This window comes from Nocardia sp. Tas62D01 (assembly GCF_055232035.1).
The window spans coordinates 748,142-769,548 of the sequence record NZ_JBUYUZ010000001.1 but is presented as its reverse complement, the minus strand read 5'-3'; the positions used below and the strand labels follow the sequence as shown (position 1 = coordinate 769,548).

Annotated in this window: 22 protein-coding genes; 15 read left to right on the top strand and 7 right to left on the bottom strand. The window is 67.3% G+C overall.

Annotated features, from left to right (window positions below; genetic code table 11):
- The first annotated feature begins 54 nt into the window (after nucleotides 1-54).
- The 4 genes from ACV7NQ_RS03855 (at nucleotide 55) to ACV7NQ_RS03840 (ending at nucleotide 3,903) form a co-directional block, all read left to right on the top strand.
- Entirely contained in the window at nucleotides 55-825 is a 771-nt protein-coding gene (locus tag ACV7NQ_RS03855) for an NUDIX hydrolase (RefSeq protein WP_463365525.1), read from the top strand.
- Between the two features lie 34 nt (nucleotides 826-859).
- Nucleotides 860-1,636, top strand: a complete 777-nt coding sequence (locus tag ACV7NQ_RS03850; protein ID WP_463358345.1) for an enoyl-CoA hydratase-related protein — start codon at nucleotides 860-862, stop codon at nucleotides 1,634-1,636.
- Nucleotides 1,637-1,741: 105 nt separating this feature from the next.
- On the top strand, nucleotides 1,742-2,719 hold the full coding sequence (locus tag ACV7NQ_RS03845) for a class I SAM-dependent methyltransferase (RefSeq protein WP_463358344.1): 978 nt from the start codon (nucleotides 1,742-1,744) through the stop codon (nucleotides 2,717-2,719).
- The gene (locus tag ACV7NQ_RS03840; RefSeq protein ID WP_463358343.1) at nucleotides 2,719-3,903 is read left to right on the top strand and encodes a THUMP-like domain-containing protein; all 1,185 of its coding nucleotides are present in this window, start codon (nucleotides 2,719-2,721) and stop codon (nucleotides 3,901-3,903) included. Before ACV7NQ_RS03845 ends, ACV7NQ_RS03840 begins: the two co-directional genes overlap by 1 nt.
- A 37-nt stretch (nucleotides 3,904-3,940) precedes the next feature.
- Here ACV7NQ_RS03840 and ACV7NQ_RS03835 read toward each other — a convergent pair whose 3' ends face one another.
- Nucleotides 3,941-5,218, bottom strand: a complete 1,278-nt coding sequence (locus tag ACV7NQ_RS03835) for an outer membrane protein assembly factor BamB family protein (protein ID WP_463358342.1) — start codon at nucleotides 5,216-5,218, stop codon at nucleotides 3,941-3,943.
- 293 nt (nucleotides 5,219-5,511) lie between these two features.
- Here ACV7NQ_RS03835 and ACV7NQ_RS03830 point away from each other — a divergent pair, with 293 nt between their 5' ends.
- Both ACV7NQ_RS03830 and ACV7NQ_RS03825 read left to right on the top strand, forming a co-directional pair.
- On the top strand, nucleotides 5,512-6,261 hold the full coding sequence (locus tag ACV7NQ_RS03830; protein ID WP_463358341.1) for an acyltransferase: 750 nt from the start codon (nucleotides 5,512-5,514) through the stop codon (nucleotides 6,259-6,261).
- A 42-nt stretch (nucleotides 6,262-6,303) separates the two neighbouring features.
- Entirely contained in the window at nucleotides 6,304-6,873 is a 570-nt protein-coding gene (locus tag ACV7NQ_RS03825; RefSeq protein ID WP_463358340.1) for a DUF1697 domain-containing protein, read from the top strand.
- Here the strand turns inward: ACV7NQ_RS03825 and ACV7NQ_RS03820 are convergent.
- Genes ACV7NQ_RS03820 through ACV7NQ_RS03810 form a run of 3 tightly spaced genes read right to left on the bottom strand, consistent with a single transcriptional unit; the run spans nucleotide 6,861 to nucleotide 10,533 of the window.
- Nucleotides 6,861-8,123 (bottom strand): glycosyltransferase family 4 protein, encoded by a 1,263-nt coding sequence (locus tag ACV7NQ_RS03820; protein ID WP_463358339.1) that lies wholly within the window; start codon nucleotides 8,121-8,123, stop codon nucleotides 6,861-6,863. The two genes, ACV7NQ_RS03825 and ACV7NQ_RS03820, sit on opposite strands and share 13 nt — an antisense overlap.
- Complete coding sequence (locus ACV7NQ_RS03815; protein ID WP_463358338.1) at nucleotides 8,120-9,724, bottom strand: 1,4-alpha-glucan branching protein domain-containing protein; 1,605 nt, start codon at nucleotides 9,722-9,724, stop codon at nucleotides 8,120-8,122. Before ACV7NQ_RS03815 ends, ACV7NQ_RS03820 begins: the two co-directional genes overlap by 4 nt.
- Nucleotides 9,721-10,533: a class I SAM-dependent methyltransferase gene (locus tag ACV7NQ_RS03810; protein WP_463358337.1), complete on the bottom strand. Its 813-nt coding sequence runs from the start codon at nucleotides 10,531-10,533 to the stop codon at nucleotides 9,721-9,723. Before ACV7NQ_RS03810 ends, ACV7NQ_RS03815 begins: the two co-directional genes overlap by 4 nt.
- A 189-nt stretch (nucleotides 10,534-10,722) precedes the next feature.
- Between ACV7NQ_RS03810 and ACV7NQ_RS03805 the strand changes: the two genes are divergently transcribed.
- The 3 genes from ACV7NQ_RS03805 (at nucleotide 10,723) to ACV7NQ_RS03795 (ending at nucleotide 14,617) form a co-directional block, all read left to right on the top strand.
- Nucleotides 10,723-11,508 carry an electron transfer flavoprotein subunit beta/FixA family protein gene (locus ACV7NQ_RS03805; RefSeq protein WP_463358336.1) on the top strand — a complete coding sequence of 262 codons (786 nt, stop codon included), beginning with the start codon at nucleotides 10,723-10,725 and terminating at the stop codon, nucleotides 11,506-11,508.
- Nucleotides 11,509-11,540: 32 nt separating this feature from the next.
- Complete coding sequence (locus tag ACV7NQ_RS03800) at nucleotides 11,541-12,497, top strand: electron transfer flavoprotein subunit alpha/FixB family protein (protein ID WP_463358335.1); 957 nt, start codon at nucleotides 11,541-11,543, stop codon at nucleotides 12,495-12,497.
- Between the two features lie 551 nt (nucleotides 12,498-13,048).
- Complete coding sequence (locus ACV7NQ_RS03795; protein WP_463358334.1) at nucleotides 13,049-14,617, top strand: plasmid pRiA4b ORF-3 family protein; 1,569 nt, start codon at nucleotides 13,049-13,051, stop codon at nucleotides 14,615-14,617.
- A 66-nt stretch (nucleotides 14,618-14,683) separates the two neighbouring features.
- Here the strand turns inward: ACV7NQ_RS03795 and ACV7NQ_RS03790 are convergent, their stop codons facing one another.
- The gene (locus ACV7NQ_RS03790) at nucleotides 14,684-14,986 is read right to left on the bottom strand and encodes a HipA N-terminal domain-containing protein (RefSeq protein WP_463358333.1); all 303 of its coding nucleotides are present in this window, start codon (nucleotides 14,984-14,986) and stop codon (nucleotides 14,684-14,686) included.
- A gap of 82 nt (nucleotides 14,987-15,068) precedes the next feature.
- Here ACV7NQ_RS03790 and ACV7NQ_RS03785 point away from each other — a divergent pair, with 82 nt between their 5' ends.
- The 3 genes from ACV7NQ_RS03785 to ACV7NQ_RS03775 are packed head-to-tail and all read left to right on the top strand — an operon-like array spanning nucleotide 15,069 to nucleotide 16,008.
- Nucleotides 15,069-15,293, top strand: coding sequence for a ribbon-helix-helix protein, CopG family (locus ACV7NQ_RS03785; protein ID WP_463358332.1), 225 nt, complete (start codon nucleotides 15,069-15,071; stop codon nucleotides 15,291-15,293).
- Entirely contained in the window at nucleotides 15,290-15,739 is a 450-nt protein-coding gene (locus tag ACV7NQ_RS03780; protein WP_463358331.1) for a type II toxin-antitoxin system VapC family toxin, read from the top strand. The genes ACV7NQ_RS03785 and ACV7NQ_RS03780 overlap by 4 nt, the downstream gene beginning before the upstream one ends.
- 2 nt (nucleotides 15,740-15,741) lie before the next feature.
- A complete protein-coding gene (locus ACV7NQ_RS03775) occupies nucleotides 15,742-16,008 on the top strand; it encodes an ABC transporter permease (protein WP_463358330.1) in 267 nt (88 codons plus the stop codon).
- Between the two features lie 79 nt (nucleotides 16,009-16,087).
- On the opposite strand, the gene ACV7NQ_RS03770 is transcribed toward ACV7NQ_RS03775, so the two are convergent.
- Nucleotides 16,088-16,945, bottom strand: coding sequence for a LysR family transcriptional regulator (locus ACV7NQ_RS03770; RefSeq protein WP_463358329.1), 858 nt, complete (start codon nucleotides 16,943-16,945; stop codon nucleotides 16,088-16,090).
- A 111-nt stretch (nucleotides 16,946-17,056) separates the two neighbouring features.
- On the opposite strand from ACV7NQ_RS03770, the gene ACV7NQ_RS03765 reads away from it, so the two are divergent.
- From ACV7NQ_RS03765 to ACV7NQ_RS03755, 3 genes are all read left to right on the top strand, one after another.
- The gene (locus ACV7NQ_RS03765) at nucleotides 17,057-18,328 is read left to right on the top strand and encodes an NAD(P)/FAD-dependent oxidoreductase (protein ID WP_463358328.1); all 1,272 of its coding nucleotides are present in this window, start codon (nucleotides 17,057-17,059) and stop codon (nucleotides 18,326-18,328) included.
- Nucleotides 18,329-18,515: 187 nt separating this feature from the next.
- Nucleotides 18,516-19,343, top strand: a complete 828-nt coding sequence (locus ACV7NQ_RS03760; RefSeq protein ID WP_463365524.1) for a GNAT family N-acetyltransferase — start codon at nucleotides 18,516-18,518, stop codon at nucleotides 19,341-19,343.
- A gap of 5 nt (nucleotides 19,344-19,348) precedes the next feature.
- Complete coding sequence (locus ACV7NQ_RS03755) at nucleotides 19,349-20,452, top strand: lysophospholipid acyltransferase family protein (RefSeq protein ID WP_463358327.1); 1,104 nt, start codon at nucleotides 19,349-19,351, stop codon at nucleotides 20,450-20,452.
- Nucleotides 20,453-20,518: 66 nt separating this feature from the next.
- On the opposite strand, the gene ACV7NQ_RS03750 is transcribed toward ACV7NQ_RS03755, so the two are convergent.
- Nucleotides 20,519-21,361: a pentapeptide repeat-containing protein gene (locus ACV7NQ_RS03750; RefSeq protein ID WP_463358326.1), complete on the bottom strand. Its 843-nt coding sequence runs from the start codon at nucleotides 21,359-21,361 to the stop codon at nucleotides 20,519-20,521.
- Nucleotides 21,362-21,407: the final 46 nt, after the last annotated feature.

Below are 21,407 nucleotides of genomic sequence, written 5' to 3'. Positions count from 1 at the left end.
GCGCTGGCTGACTCTCAGCCGCAGGAGGTGTCGCCCAAGGACGCGTCGACGGTCATGGTGGTGCGCGACGGCGCCGCCGGTCCCGAGGTGTTCCTGCAGCGCCGGGCGGGCGCCATGGCGTTTGCCGCCGGGATGACGGTCTTCCCAGGCGGTGGGGTAGACCCCTCGGACGGCATGGCCGACATCGAGTGGGCCGGACCCGAACCCGCGTGGTGGGCCGAGAAATTCGGGACCACCGAGGCGCGGGCCAAGGCGCTGGTGGCTGGCGCGGTGCGGGAGACGTTCGAGGAATGCGGCGTGCTGCTTGCCGGTCCGACCGGCGACAGCGTGGTGTCCGACACCGCCGGATACCACGAGGCCAGGGGCAGGCTGGAGCGGCGCGACGTCTCGCTGGCGGCCTTCCTCGCCGAGGAGAAGCTGGTGCTGCGCGCGGATCTGCTTCGGCCGTGGGCGAATTGGATTACCCCGGTGATCGAGGCGCGCCGCTACGACACCCGGTTCTTCGTCGCCATGCTGCCCGAGGGTCAGCTGGCCGATGGCGCGACCTCCGAGGCCGACGAGGTGCAGTGGCGCACGCCCGCCGAGGCGCTGGATCGCTGGCGCGCGGGCGCCGACGTCCTGCTGCCGCCGACCTGGGCACAGCTGGTAGCGCTGAGCGAATTCGCCTCCACCACGGACATTCTCGCCGCCGAGGTGGTCATCGACCCGATCATGCCGGTGCTCACGGCCATCGATGGACGCCAGGTGCTGAACTTCCCGGACAACCATCGCTACTTCGCCGATGTCCCGGATCAGCGTCGACCCAAGGGATCCGTGCGCGAGTGAGGAAACCGGCGTCTACCCGGTAGCGTGGCGTCCCATGGCCGAATTCGTGACCTTGGATCTGCCCGAGGGTGATGCCGCGCGTGGCGTGGCCGTCCTCCGGATCGCCCGCCCGCCGATGAATCAGCTCAATGTCCAGCTGGTGCGGGAAGTGGCTGCGGCGACCGAAGCGGTCGCCGAGCATGCGAGCGTCGCGGCGCTCGTCGTCTACGGCGACGAACGGGTGTTCTCGGCGGGCGACGATCTCGCCGAGCTGTCCGCGCTCGATGCGGACCAGGCGCGGGCCATGGCGGGCGATCTGCAGGCGGCGCTGGGCTGTCTGGCCAAGGTGCCGCAGCCGACGGTCGCCGCGATCAGCGGCTACTGCCTGGGTGGCGGGCTGGAACTAGCGCTCGGCGCGGACCGCCGCATCATCGGCGACAACGTGAAGCTCGGCCTGCCGCAGATCCGGGCCGGGCTCATCCCGCTCGCGGGCATTCGCAGGCTGTCGCTGTTGATCGGCCCCGGACCGGCGAAGGACCTCGTCTACACCGGCCGCTTCGTCGAGCCGGACGAGGCGCTCGGGCTCGGACTGGTCGACGAGGTGGTCGCACCCGATGATGTGTACACCGCCGCGATACGATGGGCTGGTCAATTCACTGACGGCCCGGCGCGCGCGCTCGCGGCCGCCAAGGCGGTCTTCGAAGCGGGTCCGCACGGCCTCGATCGTGCACGGACCGAATGGTCTGATCTGTTCACCACAGAAGATCGCCTGATAGGAACAGGTTCTTATCTGGCCAACGGTCCAGGGTCGGCCGAATTCGTGGGCCGATAGCGGGCGCTATCTGGGATATCGGGCGCAACCGGACGCAGTCGGTCAGGAGCCTTGCGCCGGGCCGAGCGCAGGCGAGGCAGCCGTATTTCTGTAGGCTAGCCCACCATGACCGCACGTCCAGACGACCCCGCGCCGAACCCGCATGCTACCGAGGCCGAGGTCGAAGCCGCGCTCGAGGATACGAAGCTCGCCCAGGTCCTCTACCACGACTGGGAAGCCGAGACCTACGACGACAAATGGTCCATTTCCTATGACGAGCGCTGTATCGAATATGCCCGCGGACGCTTCGACTCCGCCGTCGGCCCGGCCCCGCTGCCGTACGAGCGCGCACTGGAACTCGGCTGTGGCACCGGCTTCTTCCTGCTGAATCTGATGCAGGGCGGCGTCGCGAAGACAGGCTCGGTCACCGACCTCTCACCCGGCATGGTGAAGGTCGCGCTGCGCAACGCACAGAACCTCGGGCTCGACGTGGACGGCCGTGTCGCCGACGCCGAGACCATCCCGTACGACGACGATACCTTCGACCTGGTCTGTGGGCACGCGGTGCTGCACCACATCCCCGACGTGGAGCTGGCGCTGAAGGAATGCCTGCGGGTGCTCAAGCCGGGCGGGCGTTTCGTCTTCGCGGGCGAGCCGACCACCGCGGGTAACTTCTATGCGCGCTGGCTCGGCCGGATCACCTGGAAGGCCACCACCACGGTGACCAAGCTGCCCGCGCTGGCAGGCTGGCGGCGGCCGCAGACAGAGCTGGACGAGTCGTCCCGTGCCGCCGCGCTGGAAGCGGTCGTCGATCTGCACACCTTCGATCCGCGCGAGCTGGAGGCCATGGCCACCTCGGCGGGCGCCGCCGACGTGCGGGCCACCACAGAGGAATTCGCGGCCGCGCTGTGGGGCTGGCCGGTGCGCACCTTCGAGGCCGCAGTGCCCGAGGAGAAGCTCACGATGGGCTACCGGATGGCGATGTACAAGGCGTGGCTGCGGCTGAGCTGGGTGGACGAGAACGTCATGCGCCGCGTGGTGCCGCGTCAGTTCTTCTACAACGCCATGATCACCGGCGTGAAGCCGGGCGCCTCCGCCAAGTAGTGGCATACAGCTTCGGTCGAGAAGATGTCGCCTTCCTCGGGAGCGCGGCGGGTCGCGCCGCGCTGGCCGAGGTGGACCGGCTGGAGCTGACCCCGGCGACGCACCTGCGCGATCTGGAGCGGGTGCGTCGCGAGCACGGTGACCGGGCGGCGGCACTGGTCGAGACGGTGCGCCTGCGGCGTCGGGCGAGCGCCAAGCTCACCGATGCCGGGCAGTGGCTGTTCACCGACGACGCGTTGCAGCAGGCCACCCCCACCATGGTTGCGCGGCATCGTGCCGCCCGCTTGGCCGGTCGGGCGGTGCACGACGTGACCTGTTCGGTCGGCGCCGAACTCGCCGAGCTGGCTCGGGTGTGCCCGTCGGTGATCGGCAGTGATCTGGATGACCTGCGACTGTCGATGGCCGCGCACAATGTGGCCGGAGCGCGAAATGTCCTGCTGGCCAAGGCGGATGCGCTGGTCTCATGCAGTGTCGGCACGGTCGTGATCGCCGATCCCGCACGACGGGCGGATGGCCGCCGCACTTATGATCCGGCGAAATTGCAACCGCCGCTGCCCGATTTGCTGGCCGCCTATCCCGGCCGTGACCTCGCCGTAAAGTGCGCTCCCGGACTGGATTTCGACCGGCTCGACTGGTCCGGCGAGATCGAGGTGGTGTCGCTGGACAGCGCCGTGCGCGAGGCATGTCTGTGGTCCGCGGGACTGGCCGGAGATGTCACCCGGCGCGCGACGGTCCTGAGCACCACCGGCGAATCCTGGGTCCTCACCGACGCTGATCCCGACGAGATCCCCGAGCAGGATCCGGGGGAGTGGATCATCGACCCGGATGGCGCGGTCGTGCGGGCCGGGCTGGTGCGCCATTACGCCGCGAAACACGGTCTGTGGCAACTGGACCCCCGCATCGCCTATCTGACCGGCAACCAGCTGCCCGACGGGGTGCGTGGCTTCCGGATCCTCGATCGGCTCGAATACCGAGAGAAGACGCTGCGCGCGGCACTGCGCAAGAACGATTGCGGGTCGCTGGAGATCCTGGTGCGTGGCGTCGACGTCGACCCCGACCAACTGCGCCGTCGCCTGAAACAGACTGGCTCGCAGCCCTATTCGTTGGTCATCACGCGGATCGGCCGTACCGCGGCGGCATTCCTGTGCACCGCACACGGCGCTCGCCGGGTGCGGTGCACCTAGATGATGGGGCCCCGGCTGCGTTGCTACTGCGGAACTTCTACTGCTCCGGCTTGAATACGAACAGTTCGCCGATGCGGGTGGCGAGCACGATCTCGCCCTTGGCGCCGATGGAGGTACCGGTGGTGGTGCCCTTGGCGTCGGGGAGGACATCGGAGTCGACGGTCGCGCCGGTCTTGGTGTCGAAGGTGATGAGGTTCAGGCCGTCACCGATGGCGGCGGCGGTGTAGCCGGTGCCGCCCGCGGTCTGCACCGGGGCGCCGCGCAGCACGAGATCCTTGCGCTCCCAGACGGATTCGGCGGTGGTGCCGGTATCGCGCAGCGCGAGCAGGTAGCCGTCGTCGCCGGAGGGGATGATCAGGCCGTCGCCGGAGACCGAGATCCCGCCGCGCGGCGCCCATTCCAGCGCGTGCACCCATTTCGTATGCCCATCGCTGGTGTCGAGGGCGATGAGCCTGCGGCTGTTGTCGCCCACGTAGACGGTGTTGCCGTCGGCGGACAGGCTCGGGCTGGTGGCGCTGCCCCCGGTCAGGATGTCCGCGCGCCACTGCTGCTCGATCTTGTTGTCCCGGTAGCGCAGGGCGACGAGGGCGGCGGTCGGCGAACCCGGCTTCCAAACCGTGACGAAGAAACGGCCGCTCGCCTCGTCCATGGCGGAGATGTTCGCGACCGGGCACTGCGGTCCGCCGGTGGTGCAGTCGTCGAGGCCCTCGCCGGAGGCCGGGCGGGTGAGGTCCGGGTAATTGAGGAAGTCGGGCTCACCGAGCAGTTGCATGGTCGGGACCACGCGCGCACCGGTCTGGCGCGACAGCACGTCCACCTGACCGGATTGGGTGACCGTCAGCAGATTCCCGTCGCCGGTGAACTGCACCGAAACCGGAACCCCGGCAACCGGAGTGCGCCAGCGCGGCTGCCCGAGATAGTTGAACGAGTTCACCCCGCCGTCGTCGCCGACGTACACGTTGGTGCCGCCGTCGACCACCGACGGCGCCGAGATGGCGCTCGGGCCGAGCGGATTGCAGAAGCGCTTACGGCCGCTGAGCATCTGGAAGGAGAAGATGGCGCACCCCGACGAGGTCCGGCTGGTGAGGAATAGTTGCCCCTCGGCGGCGACCGTCACCGCCTTCTCGATCGGGCCGCCGATCGGGCGCGACCAGCTCAGCGCCAGCTTCCGCGACCCGGTGACCGGGCTCGTTCCGTCGTTGCGGCCATCGTGGTACGCGGCGGGCCAGCCCGTACCCGGACCGACGGTGATGTCGTCGACATCGGTGCCACACCCCGCCAGCGTCAGCGCGCCGACCGCGGCCAGTGCCAGCACTGTCCGTCGCCGGACGGGTCGCCACCTGGATGTAGCCAGTACGCCGCCGCTTCGCACCTGCTGCTCTCCTCCGTCTTTGGCCGCTCGCACGAGACTAAAAGCGTGTCGAACCTCGGCTCGCTCAGCACCCGAGCCGAGTGTCCGCGTGCGGGTTCGGAGTCACTGTACGGGAGGGCCGTCGACAGGTGTGCGGGTCCCGGGACTCACCGCGTCTTCCGATCGCGCAGGCAGATAGGCTGTATACGTCGCGGCCGGGGCGGGCGCGACCCGAAGGACCACGAAGGAGACCGTTCGTGACGAGCATGTGGGGCGCACCGTTGCGCTCGCGGTGGCGTGGATCGCGTCGCCGGGATCCGCATCAGGCGCGATTTCTGACCCCGGCGTCGCTGCGCTGGGTGCTTGCCAACCGGGCGTACACGCCTTGGTACCTGGTGCGCTACTACCGGCTGTTCAAGTTCCGGATGGCGAACCCGCACATCGTGTTGCGCGGCATGGTGTTCCTCGGCCGCGGGGTGGAAATCCATGCGACACCGGAGCTGGCCCGGATGGAGATCGGCCGCTGGGTGCACATCGGCGACGGCAATGCCATCCGCTGCCACGAGGGCTCGCTGCGCATCGGCGACAAGGTGGTCTTCGGCAAGGACAACGTCGTCAACACTTACCTCGATATCGAGATCGGCGAGTCGACCCTGGTCGCGGACTGGTGCTACATCTGCGACTTCGACCACCGTATGGACGACATCAACATGCCGATCAAGGATCAGGGCATCGTGAAGGGCCCGGTCCGTATCGGCCCCGACACCTGGATCGCCGCCAAGGTGACCGTGCTGCGCGAGACTCGCGTCGGCCGTGGCTGCGTGCTCGGCGCGCACGCGGTGGTCAAGGGCGAGATCCCGGACTACAGCATCGCCGTCGGCGCCCCCGCCAAGGTCGTCAAGAACCGCAAGGCCACCTGGGAGGCCGGCGCCGAGGAGCGCGCGAAATACATTGCGGCCCTGGAAGACATCGAGCGCAAGAAGAACGGCGCGACACAGTCGGCATAGCCGTGGCGCGAATTGTCGGTCGCACTGGGTACGGTCTGCGACATGAACAGGTACGCGGCGCTGTTGCGCGGGATCATGCCGAGTAACCCGAACATGCGCAACGAGAAGTTGCGCGGGGTCTTCGGGGGGCTCGGGTTCGAATCGGTCGCCTCCATTCTGTCCAGCGGCAATATCGTCTTCCGCAGCATCGAGAGTGATATCCCCGAGCTCGAGTCGCGCATCCAGGAGGCGCTCAACCGCGAGCTCGGGATCGCAGGCGGCACGATCATCCGCAGTTACGAAGAGCTGAAGGCACTGCTCGATACGGACCCGTTCCCCGGCCTGACGCATGGACGCGGCACCTATCTCACGGTGACCTTTCTGAAGAAGACACCGCAGGAGGCGATTGTCCCGCCGCCAGGGGAGTCGGATCCGGCCGTGCGCTTCGTCTGCTATGACAAGCCTGCTCGCGCGGCGCTGGCGGTCATCGACAACAGTGTGTCGGGCACCCCGAACTTCATGGGCTGGATGGAAAAGGCATACAGCAAGGACATCACCACCCGGACGTGGCTGACCGTCCAGAAGATCGTGAAGAAGTTGGAGGCTCAACCGTCGCCTGTTCAGACCGGCTGATTCGGATCCCGTTCGGGGAGTGGGCGTTCCACGATGGTCGGGCGGCTCATCGCGTTGCGCACGCGGCGCTTCGCGGAGTGGTAGACGCCGATCGTTTCGGCGGCCACGACATCCCACGCGAAGTCCGCGGTGAGGCGTTCCCGCGCAGCATAGGCGCGATCCTGGGCGGCGGCGGGATCGTCGAGAACGGCGCGCACCGCATCGACCAAGCCGTCGACGTCGGCGGGTTCGAAGGACGCGCCGGTGACGCCGTCGACGACCAGTTCACCGAGACCGCCCGCGCTGGAGGTGACAAGCGGTATGCCCGCCGCGGCCGCTTCGAGGGCAACGATGCCGAATGGTTCGTAGCGGCTGGGCAGCACGATCGCGTCGGCGCCGTGCAGCCAGCCGAGTAGTTCCTCATGGCCGAGCTGTCCGGCGAAGGTGACCGCGCGGGCGACCCGGTGCACGCGGGCCCGCTCGCGCAACCACTCGAACTGGGTGCCGATACCGGCGACGGTCAGCGTGGTGCCGGGGTGGGCGCGCCGAATCCGGGGCAGCGCCGCGATCGCGTCCTGCACGCCCTTCTCGTACTCCAGCCGACCCACGTACAGCAGCCGAGGCGGGCCGGTGCGTGGGGCGCGCGGACGGAACGTCCAGGCGCCCACATCGATGCCGTTGCGGATCACCCGCAGCGGAATCCGCTCGGGCCCGTACAGCCGTTCCACCTCGTCCTGCATCGAAGCCGAGCAGGTGATGAGCGCGTCCGATTCGTTGGCAAGCCACCACTCGACCGAGTGCACCTGCTTGTTGATCCGGCCGGACACCCAGCCGCTGTGCCTGCCCGCCTCGGTCGCGTGCAGCGTCGATACCAGCGGCACGTCGTAGTACTCGGCCAGCGCGATCGCCGGGTGCGCGACCAGCCAGTCGTGCGCGTGCACGACGTCGGGCACCCAGCCGTCACCGATGCCGGGCTTGCCGAGTGCGATACCGGCCCGCACCATCGCGTGCCCCATGGCCAGGGTCCAGGCCAGCATGTCTTCGCCGAAGTCGAAACACGGCGGGTCCTCCGCGACCGCGACCACCAGCACGCCCTCGGCGATGAAGGAATGGGTGGGGTGGGTCGAGGAGTCGGTGCCGGTGGGACGGCGGGCCAGCACGACGACCTCATGGCCTGCGGTTGCCAGCTCGATCGCCAGGTGATGCACATGCCTGCCCAACCCGCCGACCACAACCGGCGGGTACTCCCACGACACCATCAAAATCTTCATGCATGTCCTTCTGAGGAGCCTTGGTCCGCGTGCTGTGCTGCGTCGCCAGAGTGCTGTGCTGCGTCGCCGGAGTGATGATCGGACCCTGTGTCGGCAAGCCGTCGTGCGTCCAAACCGGGGAAGAGTCCGTCAGCCGCACCCCATCCTGCCGCCAACTGCCGTGCTTTGGCGACTTGGCCCGCACCGACCGCCGCCGCGATCTCCCGTACCGCGTGCGCATGCCGGTACGCGCGGTCGCGCGCGTAACCCTCCGCCGAGTCCTTGCTGACCATGAACGCCCAGTCGCTGGACACCGTGAGGATGGCCTCGCGCAGCAGCTGATCTGCGACCTGATCGCGCACCGCGACCGCGCCGTTGGCGGCCCGCATCTTGTCGACGGTGTCGAGGGTGAGACGCACGATGTCGTCGTTCAGTTCCACTAGGTCACGGACCTGGTCACCGGCCCAGACCCGCCAGTCCTTGCCGGAGCCCCATGACGAATCGGCCAGCGGCACCGGTTGACCGACGAACCCGCGCTCGCGAGCATCGGCCAGCGTGCCGACCTGCACGCCCGCCTCGGGCAGCGCGCGCAACACCTGCTCGAGCCACTGCGGGCCCTCGTGCCACCAGTGGCCGAACAGTTCGGTGTCGAAAGCCGCGACGACCAGGGCCGGACGGCCGATGCGCTCGGATTCGGCGATCAGCCGGTCGCGCACGGTCTGCACAAAGTCATCGACATCGCGGGCGACGGCCGCGGCTGCCGGCTCCGGGTCGTAGGGCGCTTTGTCGGGACCGGCCACCGTCTTGCCGGTGACGCGAGAGGGCTTGAGACCCGTGGCGTGGTCATAATGATGAAAGTCACGGTAGGCGCTGTGGCCCGGGTAGCCGGACTTGGGCGACCAAACCCGGTAGCTCACTTGCAGATCGCGTCCGAAGGCCACCACGTCCGATTCGCGAACGGGCCGTCCGAGGGAGGTGTCCCCACGCAGGGCGGGACCGTCGACCATGAAATGCGTCATACCCGCGGCGGCGTATCCAGTCTCCATGCCGGGCGTGTAACCGCACTCCGGCGCCCAGATTCCGGCTGGGGTGTGGCCCCAGCGCTGGCGCGCGTCGGCCAGGCCCTCACTGAGCTGGAAGGCCCGCAGTCGGGGGTCGAGCAGTGGCTGGAACGGGTGGGCCAGCGGGCCGCCGAGCAGTTCGATCGCGTCCGCGTCGATGAGCGAGCGCCAGACCGGGGCGGCGCCGTGCCGCCAGCGCTGCTCGAAATCCGCGAGCGCCGCGGTGGCCAGCCGGTGTTCGTGCCTGCCGAGCCCGATATTGCCCGCCATCGCGGCCTCGTCGGCGCGCAGCTGCCAGTTGCCCAGCCAGTGGTGCATCCCGGCCAGGCAGTGTGGGTCGTCGAGCTGGGCCGCGAGCACTGGTGTGATGCCGAGGCTCAGTAGATGCGAACGTCCTTCGGCGGCAAGGGTTCTCAGGACCTGGGCGACGGGAAGATAAGAGGCGGCCCAGGATTGGTACAGCCATTCCTCGCCGACCGGCCAGCGGCCGTGGTGGGCCAGCCAGGGTAGGTGGGAATGTAGGACCAGGGTGAACTGGCCAGGAACCTCCGATTTACTCAAGGCTTCACCGCGACGGCGACCAGGTCGAGGCTCGCATCGATGTCGTCTGTGATCAGCGCGAAGTCGTCGATGGTCACGGCGGCGACGTCGGCGGTCAGCTCGGCGGGCCACGGCGCACCGGCCAGGGCGCGTTCGATCTGGGCGTCGATGAACGAGCCACCGTGCCTGGCGTCCAACGCCTTCAGGCTCGGGCCATGGTGCACGCCGGTCATCAGCGTGACGTCGAATCCGGCGTCCACCAGCAGTTCGGTGAGTTCGGCTGCATTCAGTTCCCTGGTGTGGAACGGGTTGAGCGGGGTATCGCGACCGGGCGAGAAGGTGATCCGGTTGGGCGTGCTGATCAGCAGCTCACCGCCGGGTCGCAGCACCCGCAGGCATTCCCTGATGAACTGGCTCTGGTCCCAAAGATGTTCGATGACTTGGAAATTCACCACGACGTCGACCGAGGCGTGGTCGAGCGGCAGCGCGGCGAGGTTGCCGAGGATCATCTCCACGCGCGGGTAGCGGGCGCGTACGTGCGCGACCGCGCCGGTGTCGTAGTCCAGGCCGATGACCTTGGCGGCCACATCGGCGATCATGTTCGCGCCGTAGCCCTCCCCGGACCCGGCCTCCAGTACGGTCTTTCCCGCGCAGCGCGCGAGCAGACGCGCGTAGACGATCTCGTGCCTGCGGAACCAGTAATTCTCCTCGGCGATGCCGGGTACCGTGCGCTCACCGGTCAGCGGCAGCGGCTCGAGGGCGCCGGGGTTCGACTCGGGAGTAATGCCAGGTGGGGTGCCCACTGCGGCAGGGATCACAGCCTCGCTCATTCGTCCGACGTTACTGGTAAGACCGGCGCACGATATCGCCCGGACCGGGGTTGTGAGAGAGAAGCGGGTAAGTTACCAATGGGTAACTTAACGTAGGGTAGTGTCACGCCCTGAGCTACTCAATGGACGTACGGCCCGCTCGTGCGACCACCACACCGTGCCCCCAGAACAGGAGGTCGACGAAGACCAATGCCGAACATCGTCGTACTCATCAAGCAGGTTCCCGACACCTGGTCCGAGCGCAAGCTGACCGATGGCGATTTCACGCTCGACCGCGAGGCCGCCGACGCCGTCCTCGACGAGATCAACGAGCGCGCCATCGAAGAAGCGCTGCTTATCAAGGAGGCCCAGGGTGGCGAGGTCACCGTGCTGGCCGCCGGTCCGGACCGTGCTACCGAGGCTATCCGCAAGGCGCTGTCCATGGGCGCCGACAAGGCCATCCACGTCAACGATCCGGCCATCCACGGCTCCGACGCCGTGCAGACCGCCTACGTGCTCGCCGCCGCGCTCGGCCAGGTCGAGGGTGTCGAGCTGGTCATCGCCGGTAACGAGGCCACCGACGGTCGCGCCGGAGCCGTGCCCGCGATCATCGCGGAGTACATCGGCATCCCGCAGTTGACACACCTGCGCAAGTTGGTCGTCGACGGCGACAAGATCACCGGCGAGCGCGAGACCGACGAGGGCGTCTTCAAGCTGGAGGCCACCCTCCCGGCCATCGTCAGCGTCACCGAGAAGATCAACGAGCCGCGCTTCCCGTCCTTCAAAGGCATCATGGCCGCGAAGAAGAAGGAAGTGCAGACCCTCACGCTGGCCGACCTCGGTGTCGACCCGGCGACCGTCGGTGTCGGGAACGCGGGCACCGCCGTTACCGCGGCCACTCCGAAGCCGCCACGCACGGCGGGCGAGAAGATCGCGGACGAGGGCGACGGCGGCACCAAGATCGCCCAGTACCTCGTTGGTCAGAAGATCATCTGATCCCGCCCGAGACTGCTTAGGAGAGAACACAAATGGCAGAAGTACTTGTGCTCGTCGAGCACGCCGACGGTGCGATCAAGAAGGTCAGCACCGAACTGCTCACCGCCGCTCGCACCCTGGGTGAGCCGGCCGCCGTCGTGCTCAGCCCGGTTGGCACCGGCGAGAAGCTGGCCGACGCGCTCGCCGCGGCCGGCGCCGAGAAGATCTACATCGCCGAGTCCGACGATGTCGAGAAATTCCTGGTGACCCCGAAGGTCGACGTGCTGGCCGCGCTGTCGGAGTCGGCCTCGCCTGCCGCCGTCATCGTCGCCGCCACCGCGGAGGGCAAGGAGGTGTCGGGTCGCCTGGCTGCCCGCATCGGCTCCGGCCTGCTGGTCGACGTCATCGACGTCAAGGCCGACGGCTCCGCCGTGCACTCCATCTTCGGTGGCGCGTTCACCGTCGAGGCCAAGGCCACCGGCGACGTGCCGGTGATCTCGGTGCGCCCGGGCGCCATCGAGGCGTCCGCGCAGGCCGGCGCAGGTGAAAAGGTGACTGTCGAGGTCCCGGCGCAGGAAGAGGGGGTCGTGCGCATCGTCTCCCGCGCGCCGATCGTCGGCGGCGACCGTCCGGAGCTCACCGAGGCGAACATCGTCGTCTCCGGTGGCCGCGGCGTCGGTTCCGCCGACAACTTCTCTGTCGTCGAGGCGCTGGCCGACTCGCTGGGCGCCGCCGTCGGCGCCTCGCGTGCCGCCGTCGACTCGGGCTACTACCCGGGCCAGTTCCAGGTCGGCCAGACCGGTAAGACGGTCTCGCCGCAGCTGTACATCGCCCTCGGCATCTCCGGCGCGATCCAGCACCGCGCGGGCATGCAGACCTCGAAGACCATCGTCGCGGTCAACAAGGACGAAGAGGCCCCGATCTTCGAGATCGCGGACTACGGCATCGTCGGCGACCTGTTCAAGGTCGCCCCGCAGCTGACCGAAGCGGTCAAGGCACACAAGGGGTAATTCCCTGCGCTGACCACATCCGAGCAACCCCGGCTGAACTCAGCCGGGGTTGCTCGCGTTTCTACGCGGCGTACCGGCGGAGGGCCGTCTGAAAAGTCTTGTCCGCGTTGCACGCTCGTTGGTGTGTCGGTGTCCGCTGCCCGGTGCGAACGAGAACCTGCGAATATGGGTTCCTACGACTCGGATGCTGGTGCTCGCCGCGGTGCGGTGCGGTTGCTGGCTAGCGCAGCGGCCGACGAACCCTGAACGCTGCGGTCGTGGACGAATCGGCATCGCGGTCGCTGTCGGGTATCGAGGGCGATGGGTGTCACCTGTCGAGCTGGTGCCAGCTGCCTCTCGGCTACCTCTAAATAACCTGTACCACACACATCATTCGAAAATCCGCGATGTTACGGATTCTCGACAAGCCCTGACTTCACGGCCTTGGGTGAAAGCCCCCGGCGTCGGGTGCACCTACATTCGAGCGCACAGCCATTAGCCCGACAGCTCCTGCGTATCCGTCAGTGGGGGCTCTGGCCCATCGGTGCGCGGGTCTGTGAGAGAGTGTCCGGGTGAGCAGGCGGCGTTCATCCAATCAGCCCACGCTGGGCCTGAAACTTGTTCCCCAAGAGTGGGAATCGGGGCTACTACATGATGATGGCCGTGCCGCCGCCGGATTCGATCCCGGCGCGGCGGCAACCGCTGTAATCGCGGACTTCGTGAGTATCAGCGATCCGCTGGACGCGGAAGTTGTTGGATCGATGTTCCTGGCGAGCGCCGAGTTGCTCGGCGACTTCGAAGACGCGATGGTCGAACACTTCCTGCCCGCTTTCGAAGCTGTCGCAGACTCGGCCGCCGCGGGGATGTTGGCGGTGTTCGGTGTGCTCGGTGGGCCGCGGATCGGCCGTGTGGCGATGGATGGCCTGCAGCGTCTGCGCGCACGCGGTGTCACCACCCCGGCCTGGGTGGAAGAATTGTCCGCGCCGGTGACCGCTCGCGAGTGCGTCCTGTTGAGCGATCCCGATGGCGATGCGGTTTTGCTGGCGGCCCGGTTCGAGCGAGCCGCCTCGGCGCACGCCGTTGTCCTCGCGCTCGTTCCGGAACATTGCGGCGAAGCCCGCGACGTCCTGCTGCTGGCAGCCGACGAGCTGTCCGAGGTCCTCAGCAACATGCGCCACTTCGCCCGCAGCGAGGGGACGTCGCTGACCTACACGACCATCGATCCCGCCGAATTCCGGTGGCACGCCGAGGCCGCGATGGATGTGCGCGACGATCACGACGTGGACGGGACCGGGCTCGAGGATCTCGCCGCCGAATTGGACGTCGACGAGGACAGGCCGGGATACCGCATCCTCGCGCCGCTGCTGCGGGCCCGGCTGCGTAGCCTGCCGGTGTCGACCAAGCCCAAGCCGCCGCACGGCAACGAGCTGAACCCGGCCGATCTGATGGCCGCGATCCGACAGCTGACCGCCGCCTCCGAGCCGTTCAACGGCCGGTCCGGCGCGGGCTGGAGAGCACGGGGATCGAAACCCCCGAAGCTGCCGCCCAAGCGAAAGACAAAGGACGGCGCCGCGCCGATCCTGCGGCTACGGGTCGATCTGCGCGGCGCCAAGCCGCCGATCTGGCGCCGCCTCGAGGTTCCCGGCGATATCCCGCTGGCCACACTCCACCACGTTCTACAGGTGGCCTTCGACTGGAACGACAGCCACCTGTACACCTTCGAGACCGACTACGGCGCCTTCGGCCAACCCGACCCCGCACTCGGGCAACGCTCCGACAAATCCGTCACCCTCGAGCAGATCGCCGCTTCGCCCGGCTCGAAACTCACCTACACCTATGATTTCGGCGACGACTGGGAACACTCCATCGTCATCGAGAAATCACTGCCGCCAGAACCGTCCGCCGACTACCCGCGTTGCACCGGCGGACGTCGGGCCGCTCCGCCCGAGGACTGCGGAGGTATCTGGGGTTACCAGGAGCTTCTCGACGTACTCGCCGACCCCGATCACGACGAGCACGAAGACCAGCTCGAATGGCTGGGCCTCGACTTGGCCGCGGACTTCGACCCAGCGGACTTCGACGCGCGCGCGATCACCGAATCACTTGCCTACCTTAGGCGGAAGCCGGGCAAGGGCCGCTGAACCGCATCGCCGGAGTCATCACCCGCCCTTCGACCTCGGTGCGGTCACGTTAGTGCGCTCTCTGCGCTATTCGGCGCGGGCGAAGGTGAATAGTGTTGCGTAACTGAAGTGGTCGTCCTCGCTGGTCCGAGCGGCTGTGGTGATCGCGGTCAGCCGCAGGCCTTCGGGTAGAAGGCCTGCGAAGAAGGCGGGAACCGATCCTCCGGTCGACCGAAATATCCCCCGCTGTTTCGGCAACGTGAAAGCAACGGGTGGCAGGACCGGATTGACGCGATAGGACTCGTCGTAGGCGAAGACAACGTCGTCACGCTCACGACGCAATTGGATATGCGATTCTGGGCTCGGACGGGCCCGCAAACGATGCGACAAGCCCTGGTGTCCTCCCTCTATTGTTGCGACCCAGGGTGAGCGACTTTCACCGTCTGGTATCACAAGTGGTATCATTTTCTCCATGGCGTGGACGATGCGGCTCCCCGATGACGAAGAGGCGGCGTTGAATGCGCAAGCCGACGCGGAAGGGCGATCCAAGAACGAGATCACCCGAGACGCCGTCCGGGCCTATCTGATGCGGCATCGTCGATGGGAGACTCCGCTGCTTACCGACGAGGAGACCTTCGATCTCGGCGGGCCGATTGGTAAGGACGATATTCGCAGTGCGATGAACCGGCACGCATGATCGTCATCGCGGACACCTCGGGGATTCTCGCGCTCTTCAACCGCTCGGATCCCGAACATTTCGCTGTACGACGCGCGGCCGACGAAGCGAGCGCATTGGTGGTCAGCCCGCTCGCCTTGACCGAAGTGCATCATGTCGCGAGTGTGCGGGCCGGTCGTAAGGTCGCGGACGGCATCCTCGCGTTGCTCGCCGATCGCATCACGTCCACGCGAGTCGTCGTCGCGAATGTGGATGCGGAGCAGTTGCGGACAGCCGTTCGGGTCCGCGCGAGCTATGACGGTTTGAACTTGGATATCGTTGACGCAGTGTGTGTCACGTTGGCGGACGAGTTCGACACTGATGCGATCCTGACCCTCGACCGGCGGGATTTCAGGGTGTTGCGGCCGCTGAGCAGGTACCGCGCGTTTCGGGTCTTGCCCGACGATTCGAGCCCGCCCGCCAAGTGATCTTGCGACTGTTGATCGCGGTGATGGCGGCGGGGACGGTTCCGCTGATGCTGCTGTCGGGCATCCTGTTGCCGATGAGCCTCGGCCCGACCTGGTTGCAGAACATCGCGAAGGTAAACCCGTTCTCGCATACCGTCGATGCGGCGTGGGCGCTGCTGCGCGGCGACTTCGGGGCGTCGGAGGTCTATCTCGGCACCGGGCTCACGCTGCTCGTCGCGGTGCTGTTGATGGTGATCGGCGCACGCAGCTTCGCCCGCGAGAATGCTTGACTGGCAAGACATTCGATCTATCCCACCTATCCCACCGAATAGGTTGTTGTGCAATCGATTCGGTGGGATTCGACGTTGCTCAGTGGCGATGCAGTCCGGACAGCAGGGTGGTGAGGATCGGGGAACGGCGTGTGTCGCTGCGCAATACGGCGGACACGGGGATGCGTAGTCGATGCTCGGCCGGCCGCAGCACCACCAGGCCCTCGGTCGGGCTGTCGGCGTAGAGCACCGTCCACGCCTCGGGGCGGTTGATCAGCTGCATGGTGGCGGTGTGGTCGGGCGGAATCGGCGGGCCGTAGGTGGGGCCCGCGGCGAGGTCGGCGAACGCCGCACGAATGACGTTGTGCAGCAACACCTGTTCCTGCTCCGGCGGGAGCAGCAGCGGGTAGGGACTGAGATCCGCCAGCGTCACCTCCTCGTGCGTCGCCAAGGGATGGGCGGGCGAGGTTGCGATGACCAGATCCTCGACCCAGAGCTTTTCGACGGCAAGGCCGGGCTCCTCGACGCTGCCGCGGATGAGCGCGAGGTCGCAGTCGCCGTCGGCCACCGCGGTGATCCGTTGTCGGAACGGCTTGATCACGAACTCGATTTCGGCGTCGGGGTGCGTGGCGCGGGCACCGGCGATGGCGGACAGGGATCGGGTGGCGAAGGACATGTTGGCGGCCAGCCGGATGCGGTGCCCGGAGGTGCGCACGGTGGCGCGGATCGCCGACTCGAGGCTGAGCATCTGTTTAGCCAGGGGAAGTAGCCGCATAGTCGCGTCGGTGGGCACGACGGCTCGGGTCGAGCGTTCGAACAGCAGCACGCCAAGGTCGCGCTCCAGCCGGGCGATCTGATGGCTGATCGCCGATTGGGAGATGTAACAGCGAGCGGCCGCCCTGCTGAAACTCAGTTCCTCGCAGACGGCTACGAAGTAGGTGAGCTGGCGAAGCTCCACGTCATCTCCAATTCATGAGCGATCAAGATAAGAGTCATATGCATTATGCGCCTGAACACGTGAAATATCTGCGCTTCGAATGACGGTTAGTAATGAGAGAAGGAGGCTGTCATGGAACACGCAGATGTAGTTATCGTTGGATCGGGATTCGGGGGGCTTGCCGCCGCTAAACAATTGGCCAAATCGGGTATCAACTATGTGCTCATCTCGAGCACGCCGGAACATCTGTTCCAGCCACTGCTCTATCAGGTCGCGACGGGTGTGCTGGCCTCCGACGAGATCGCGCCGCCGATCGCTTCGGTGCTTCGGCGACACCGGGAAGCCGACGTCCGCCTCGGCAAGGTGGTCGGCATCGAGCCTGCCACTGCGGTGCTCACCTACGAGCACGAGGGGGTGCGTCAGCAGATCCGCTACGGGTCGCTGATCGCCGCCACCGGCGCCTCGCAGTCGTACTTCGGCCGCGACGACTTCGCCGACCTGACTTTCTCGCTCAAGACCATCGATGACGCGAAACTGCTTCGCGCGCAGATCGAACGCGTCTTCGTCGAGGCCGCGGGCGCGTATGAGGAGACCAGGGAACGGCTGCTGAGCTTCGTGGTGGTCGGCGCGGGCGCGACGGGTGTCGAGGTCGCGGGCCAGCTGAAGGAGCTCGCGAAAAGGCATTACCACCAAGAGGTTTCGGTGACGCTGGTGGAGGGCGCCGGCGAGGTGCTGCCGCCCTTCGGCGGCGGACTGTCGGAGTACGCGAAGAAGTCGTTGACCAAGAGCGGCGTCGAGGTGATGCTCGGCACTTTCGTTACCGATATCGAGCTGGGCAAAGTGACGGTCAAGGACCAGGAGGGCGTCGAGCGTCGGATCGCGGCGGAGACCGTGGTCTGGTCGGCGGGTGTGCAGGCCGACGGGTTCGCGACGATCCTGGCCGAGGCCACCGGCGTCGAGACCGACCGGGCCGGAAGGCTTTTGATCAATCCGGACCTGACCGTGGGCGGCCACGCCGATATCTACGCCATCGGCGATATGACCTCGCTGAACGGCTATCCGGGACAGTCGCCGGTCGCCATGCAGGAGGGCAGGCACGCCGCCGACCTCATTCGCCGCAAGAAGCTGCCCGGCACTCCGTTCAAGTACTGGGACAAGGGCAGCATGGCGGTGATCAGCCGGTTCAGCGCCGTGGTGAAGCTGAACGACAACATCACCTTCCGCGGCGTGATCGCCTGGTTCATGTGGTTGGCGGTGCACCTGCTGTACCTGGTCGGCTTCCGTAACCGGTTCGCGGCCGTGGCTTCATGGCTGGTCGCGTTTATCGGCACGGGCCGGCCCGGCTTCGACGAGGTGGCCCACGCGCCGGAACCGGTGAAGATTCCGGAACGCACCGCGGCCTGACTGGGCCCGGCGGAGCCGAATCCAGGCCGTCGAGCAGGCAAAAGGCGCGATATGGGTGCGAGGGCGGTAACGGAAACCGACGGTCCGGTGAACGCGCGGTGTGATGATCGTCTCGTTCACCGAACCGGCATCGACGCGACACTTCGAGGTTGCTCCGATGCAGTTTCGGGCTGGCTTCATCACGGATATGACTATTTCGTCCGTGTTGACAGCCCCGGCTCGACCGACGGACTCCGGGGTGGAACGGTCTCGGTATTCGCTGGTTGTCTCGTCCGATTCCGAGCACCGCACGGCGGCGCAGCGGCTGCGCTACGGCGTCTTCGCCAGTGAGCCGGGCTTCCACATCCCCGACAACGGCACCGGCCTGGATGCCGACCGGTTCGACGACCACTGCGATCACCTGCTTGTCCGTGACGATGTGACCGAGCAGTTCGTCGGCTGCTACCGAATGCTGCCGCCGGACAAGGTGATGGCGGCGGGCGGGTACTACACGGCGACCGAATTCGATCTCACCCGGCTCGATCCAGCCGGCAACCGGATCGTGGAAATGGGTCGCGCCTGCGTGGTGCCCGATCACCGCAACGGCTCGGTGCTCACCCTCATGTGGGCTGGCATCCTGCACTATATCCAGCTCACCGGATACAAGTGGGTGATGGGCTGCGTGTCGGTGCCGATGCAGGACTCGCCCGCCGATCCCGTCGGGGTGAACGTGCGCGGCGTCCGGGACATGGTGCTCGGCAGGCACGGCTCCGATCCCGAGCGGCGGGTGCACCCACACCGCCCGGTGGTGGTCGACGGGCTGACGCTGGACGAGATGACGCCGCCGTCGCGCCCCAAGCTGCCGCCGCTGCTGCGCGGTTACCTGCGCCTGGGCGCGGAGATCTGCGGCGAACCGGCCCACGATCCCGATTTCGCGGTCGCCGACTTCGTCGCGCTGCTCGGTCTGGACACCATCAACACCCGCTACCTGAACCGACTACAAGATGCCGCGAACGCACTCGACGGGGGACGGTGAGGTCAGTGGTGTTCGACGCGCCGCCAGCACAGGCCGTACACGCGTGGATGCCGTCGAGCCCGTGCGGGCCCGGCTGCATCGAGCAGATCGATGAGGTCGGGACCGGACGGGTCGTTGCCCGCCTGCTCGGCGTGGCCGGGCTGCTGGTCAGCTTTCCGGTGGTGAACGTCGCCACGCCGCGTGGCAGGCGCGAATACCTGCAGCGGCGCTACGCGCGAATGCTATTGGGCTGTCTCGGAATGCAATTGCGCGTCGTGGACAACCGGGTGACATCCCCTGACACGTCGTCCGACGCGCGTTTCGCCGATCCCGGCGAAGGGGTGCTGATCGTCGCCGGTCATATCGGCTGGACCGATGTGGTGGTGCTGGCCGCGGTGCAGCCGCTCGGATTCGTGGCGCGCGCGGACATGGTGGACTGGCCGCTGCTCGGCGGCCTGGCAAAGCTGATGCGGGTCATCCCCATCGAACGCGAACGCCTGCGCGAGCTGCCGGGCGTGGTGGCTCAGCTCGGTGCGCGGCTGGCCGCCGGTGATCGAGTCGCGGTGTTCCCCGAGGGCACCACCTGGTGTGGCCGCGCCTACGGCACCATGCGGCCCGCGCTGTTCCAGGCCGCGGTGGATACCGGCACGTCGGTGCAGCCGGTGCGACTGCGCTACGCGGATCGGCACGGCGCGCAATGCTCGGTGCCCGGATTCGTCGGCGCCGACACCTTCGCCAGCTCCGCGCGGCGGGTACTGCGTTCCCGGGGCATGGTGGCCGAGGTGGTTCTGGAGCCGCTGGAGTATCCAGGCCTCGATCGGCGCGACCTGGCGCGCCGCTGCGAGCTCGCGGTGCGCGGCACCGAGCAGTCGAGGCACGGTTCGCTCAATACGCAGGAGTGGATCGAGGCGGGCGCCACGCGCGTGCAGGATCCGGAGATTGCGATGGAGCTGCCGGAGGTGGTGCGGCGCCCGACGCGGCGCCTGCGCCCGTTTCGGCGTAGCTCGCCGCGCCGGGTCGACCCGGCCGCTCCCGCAGCCGGTGCGCCCGAAACGGTAGGAGCGGCACCGAACACGCCGACGAGCACGTCGGTCTCACCGGGCGGGCCGTCGCTACGTCGAGCCCGCTGATCGGCCGGGAATAACCAAGCATGGACGGATTCGCTGGTCATTGCGCGCAAGCCGCACGAGACGTGATCAGCCCAGTCTGGTGTAGGCATCGGTGTGGGCTTGTGCGAGCTGGTCGGTGGTGAGACCGATGGCGCTGCGCAAGTCCGCGCCGCGCAGGTCGGCTTCGGTGAGCGCGGCACTGGTGAGATCCGCTGTCGTCAGGGTCGCGCCGGTGAGGACTGCGCCGACCAATCGCGCGCCGGTCAACCTGGATCCGGTGAGATCCGCGGCGGTCAGGTCGGCTCTGGCCAGGTCGGTGCCGGTGAGGTCGGCGCCGGTGAGTATTGCGCTGCGGAGGTCGGCGTCGCCGAGTTCGGCGTGGGTGAGTTGCGCGTTGGTGAGGTTCGCGCCTCGCAGGTCCGCGCGGGGGATCCGAATTCTGGCCAGGTTCAACGCAGGCTCGTCGGGGGAGTGTTTGCGTCGGCAGATGACGGCCACGACTGCGGCGATATCGGCCGACGGCTGATCGGCGGGGTCTGGCTGGGACGCCGTGCCCGCTCGCTGGCGGAGGAAGTCGGCGCAGGTTTCCAGGACGCGGACGCGATCGATGGGAGTGAAGTGCATGATGCGCTCCAATTCCCGGATCCCGCCCGCGCGGACGATCGGGTCGGCGGTACCGAGGTGCGCTATCGCGGCGCTGAAACTGTCGGTGTACTGCTTGTCTTTGTCGAGGTAGTGCTTTTTGATGCCGTAGACCGCGACGGCGGCGGTCACCCCGATCCCGATCAGTTGGATGAGTTGACCGCGGAAGCTCTCGGCGTTCTTTGCGTCGCCGGTGAGCCAGAGCGGGCCCTGGTAGGTGAGCCAGGCGAGTGCGAAGAGCGTCACGATGACAGCGGCGACGACGAGTCGGCGTTTCGATGGCGTCATGCGGTCATTTCAACAGGAGTTCGCACGGAATGTGTTGGACGGGAGA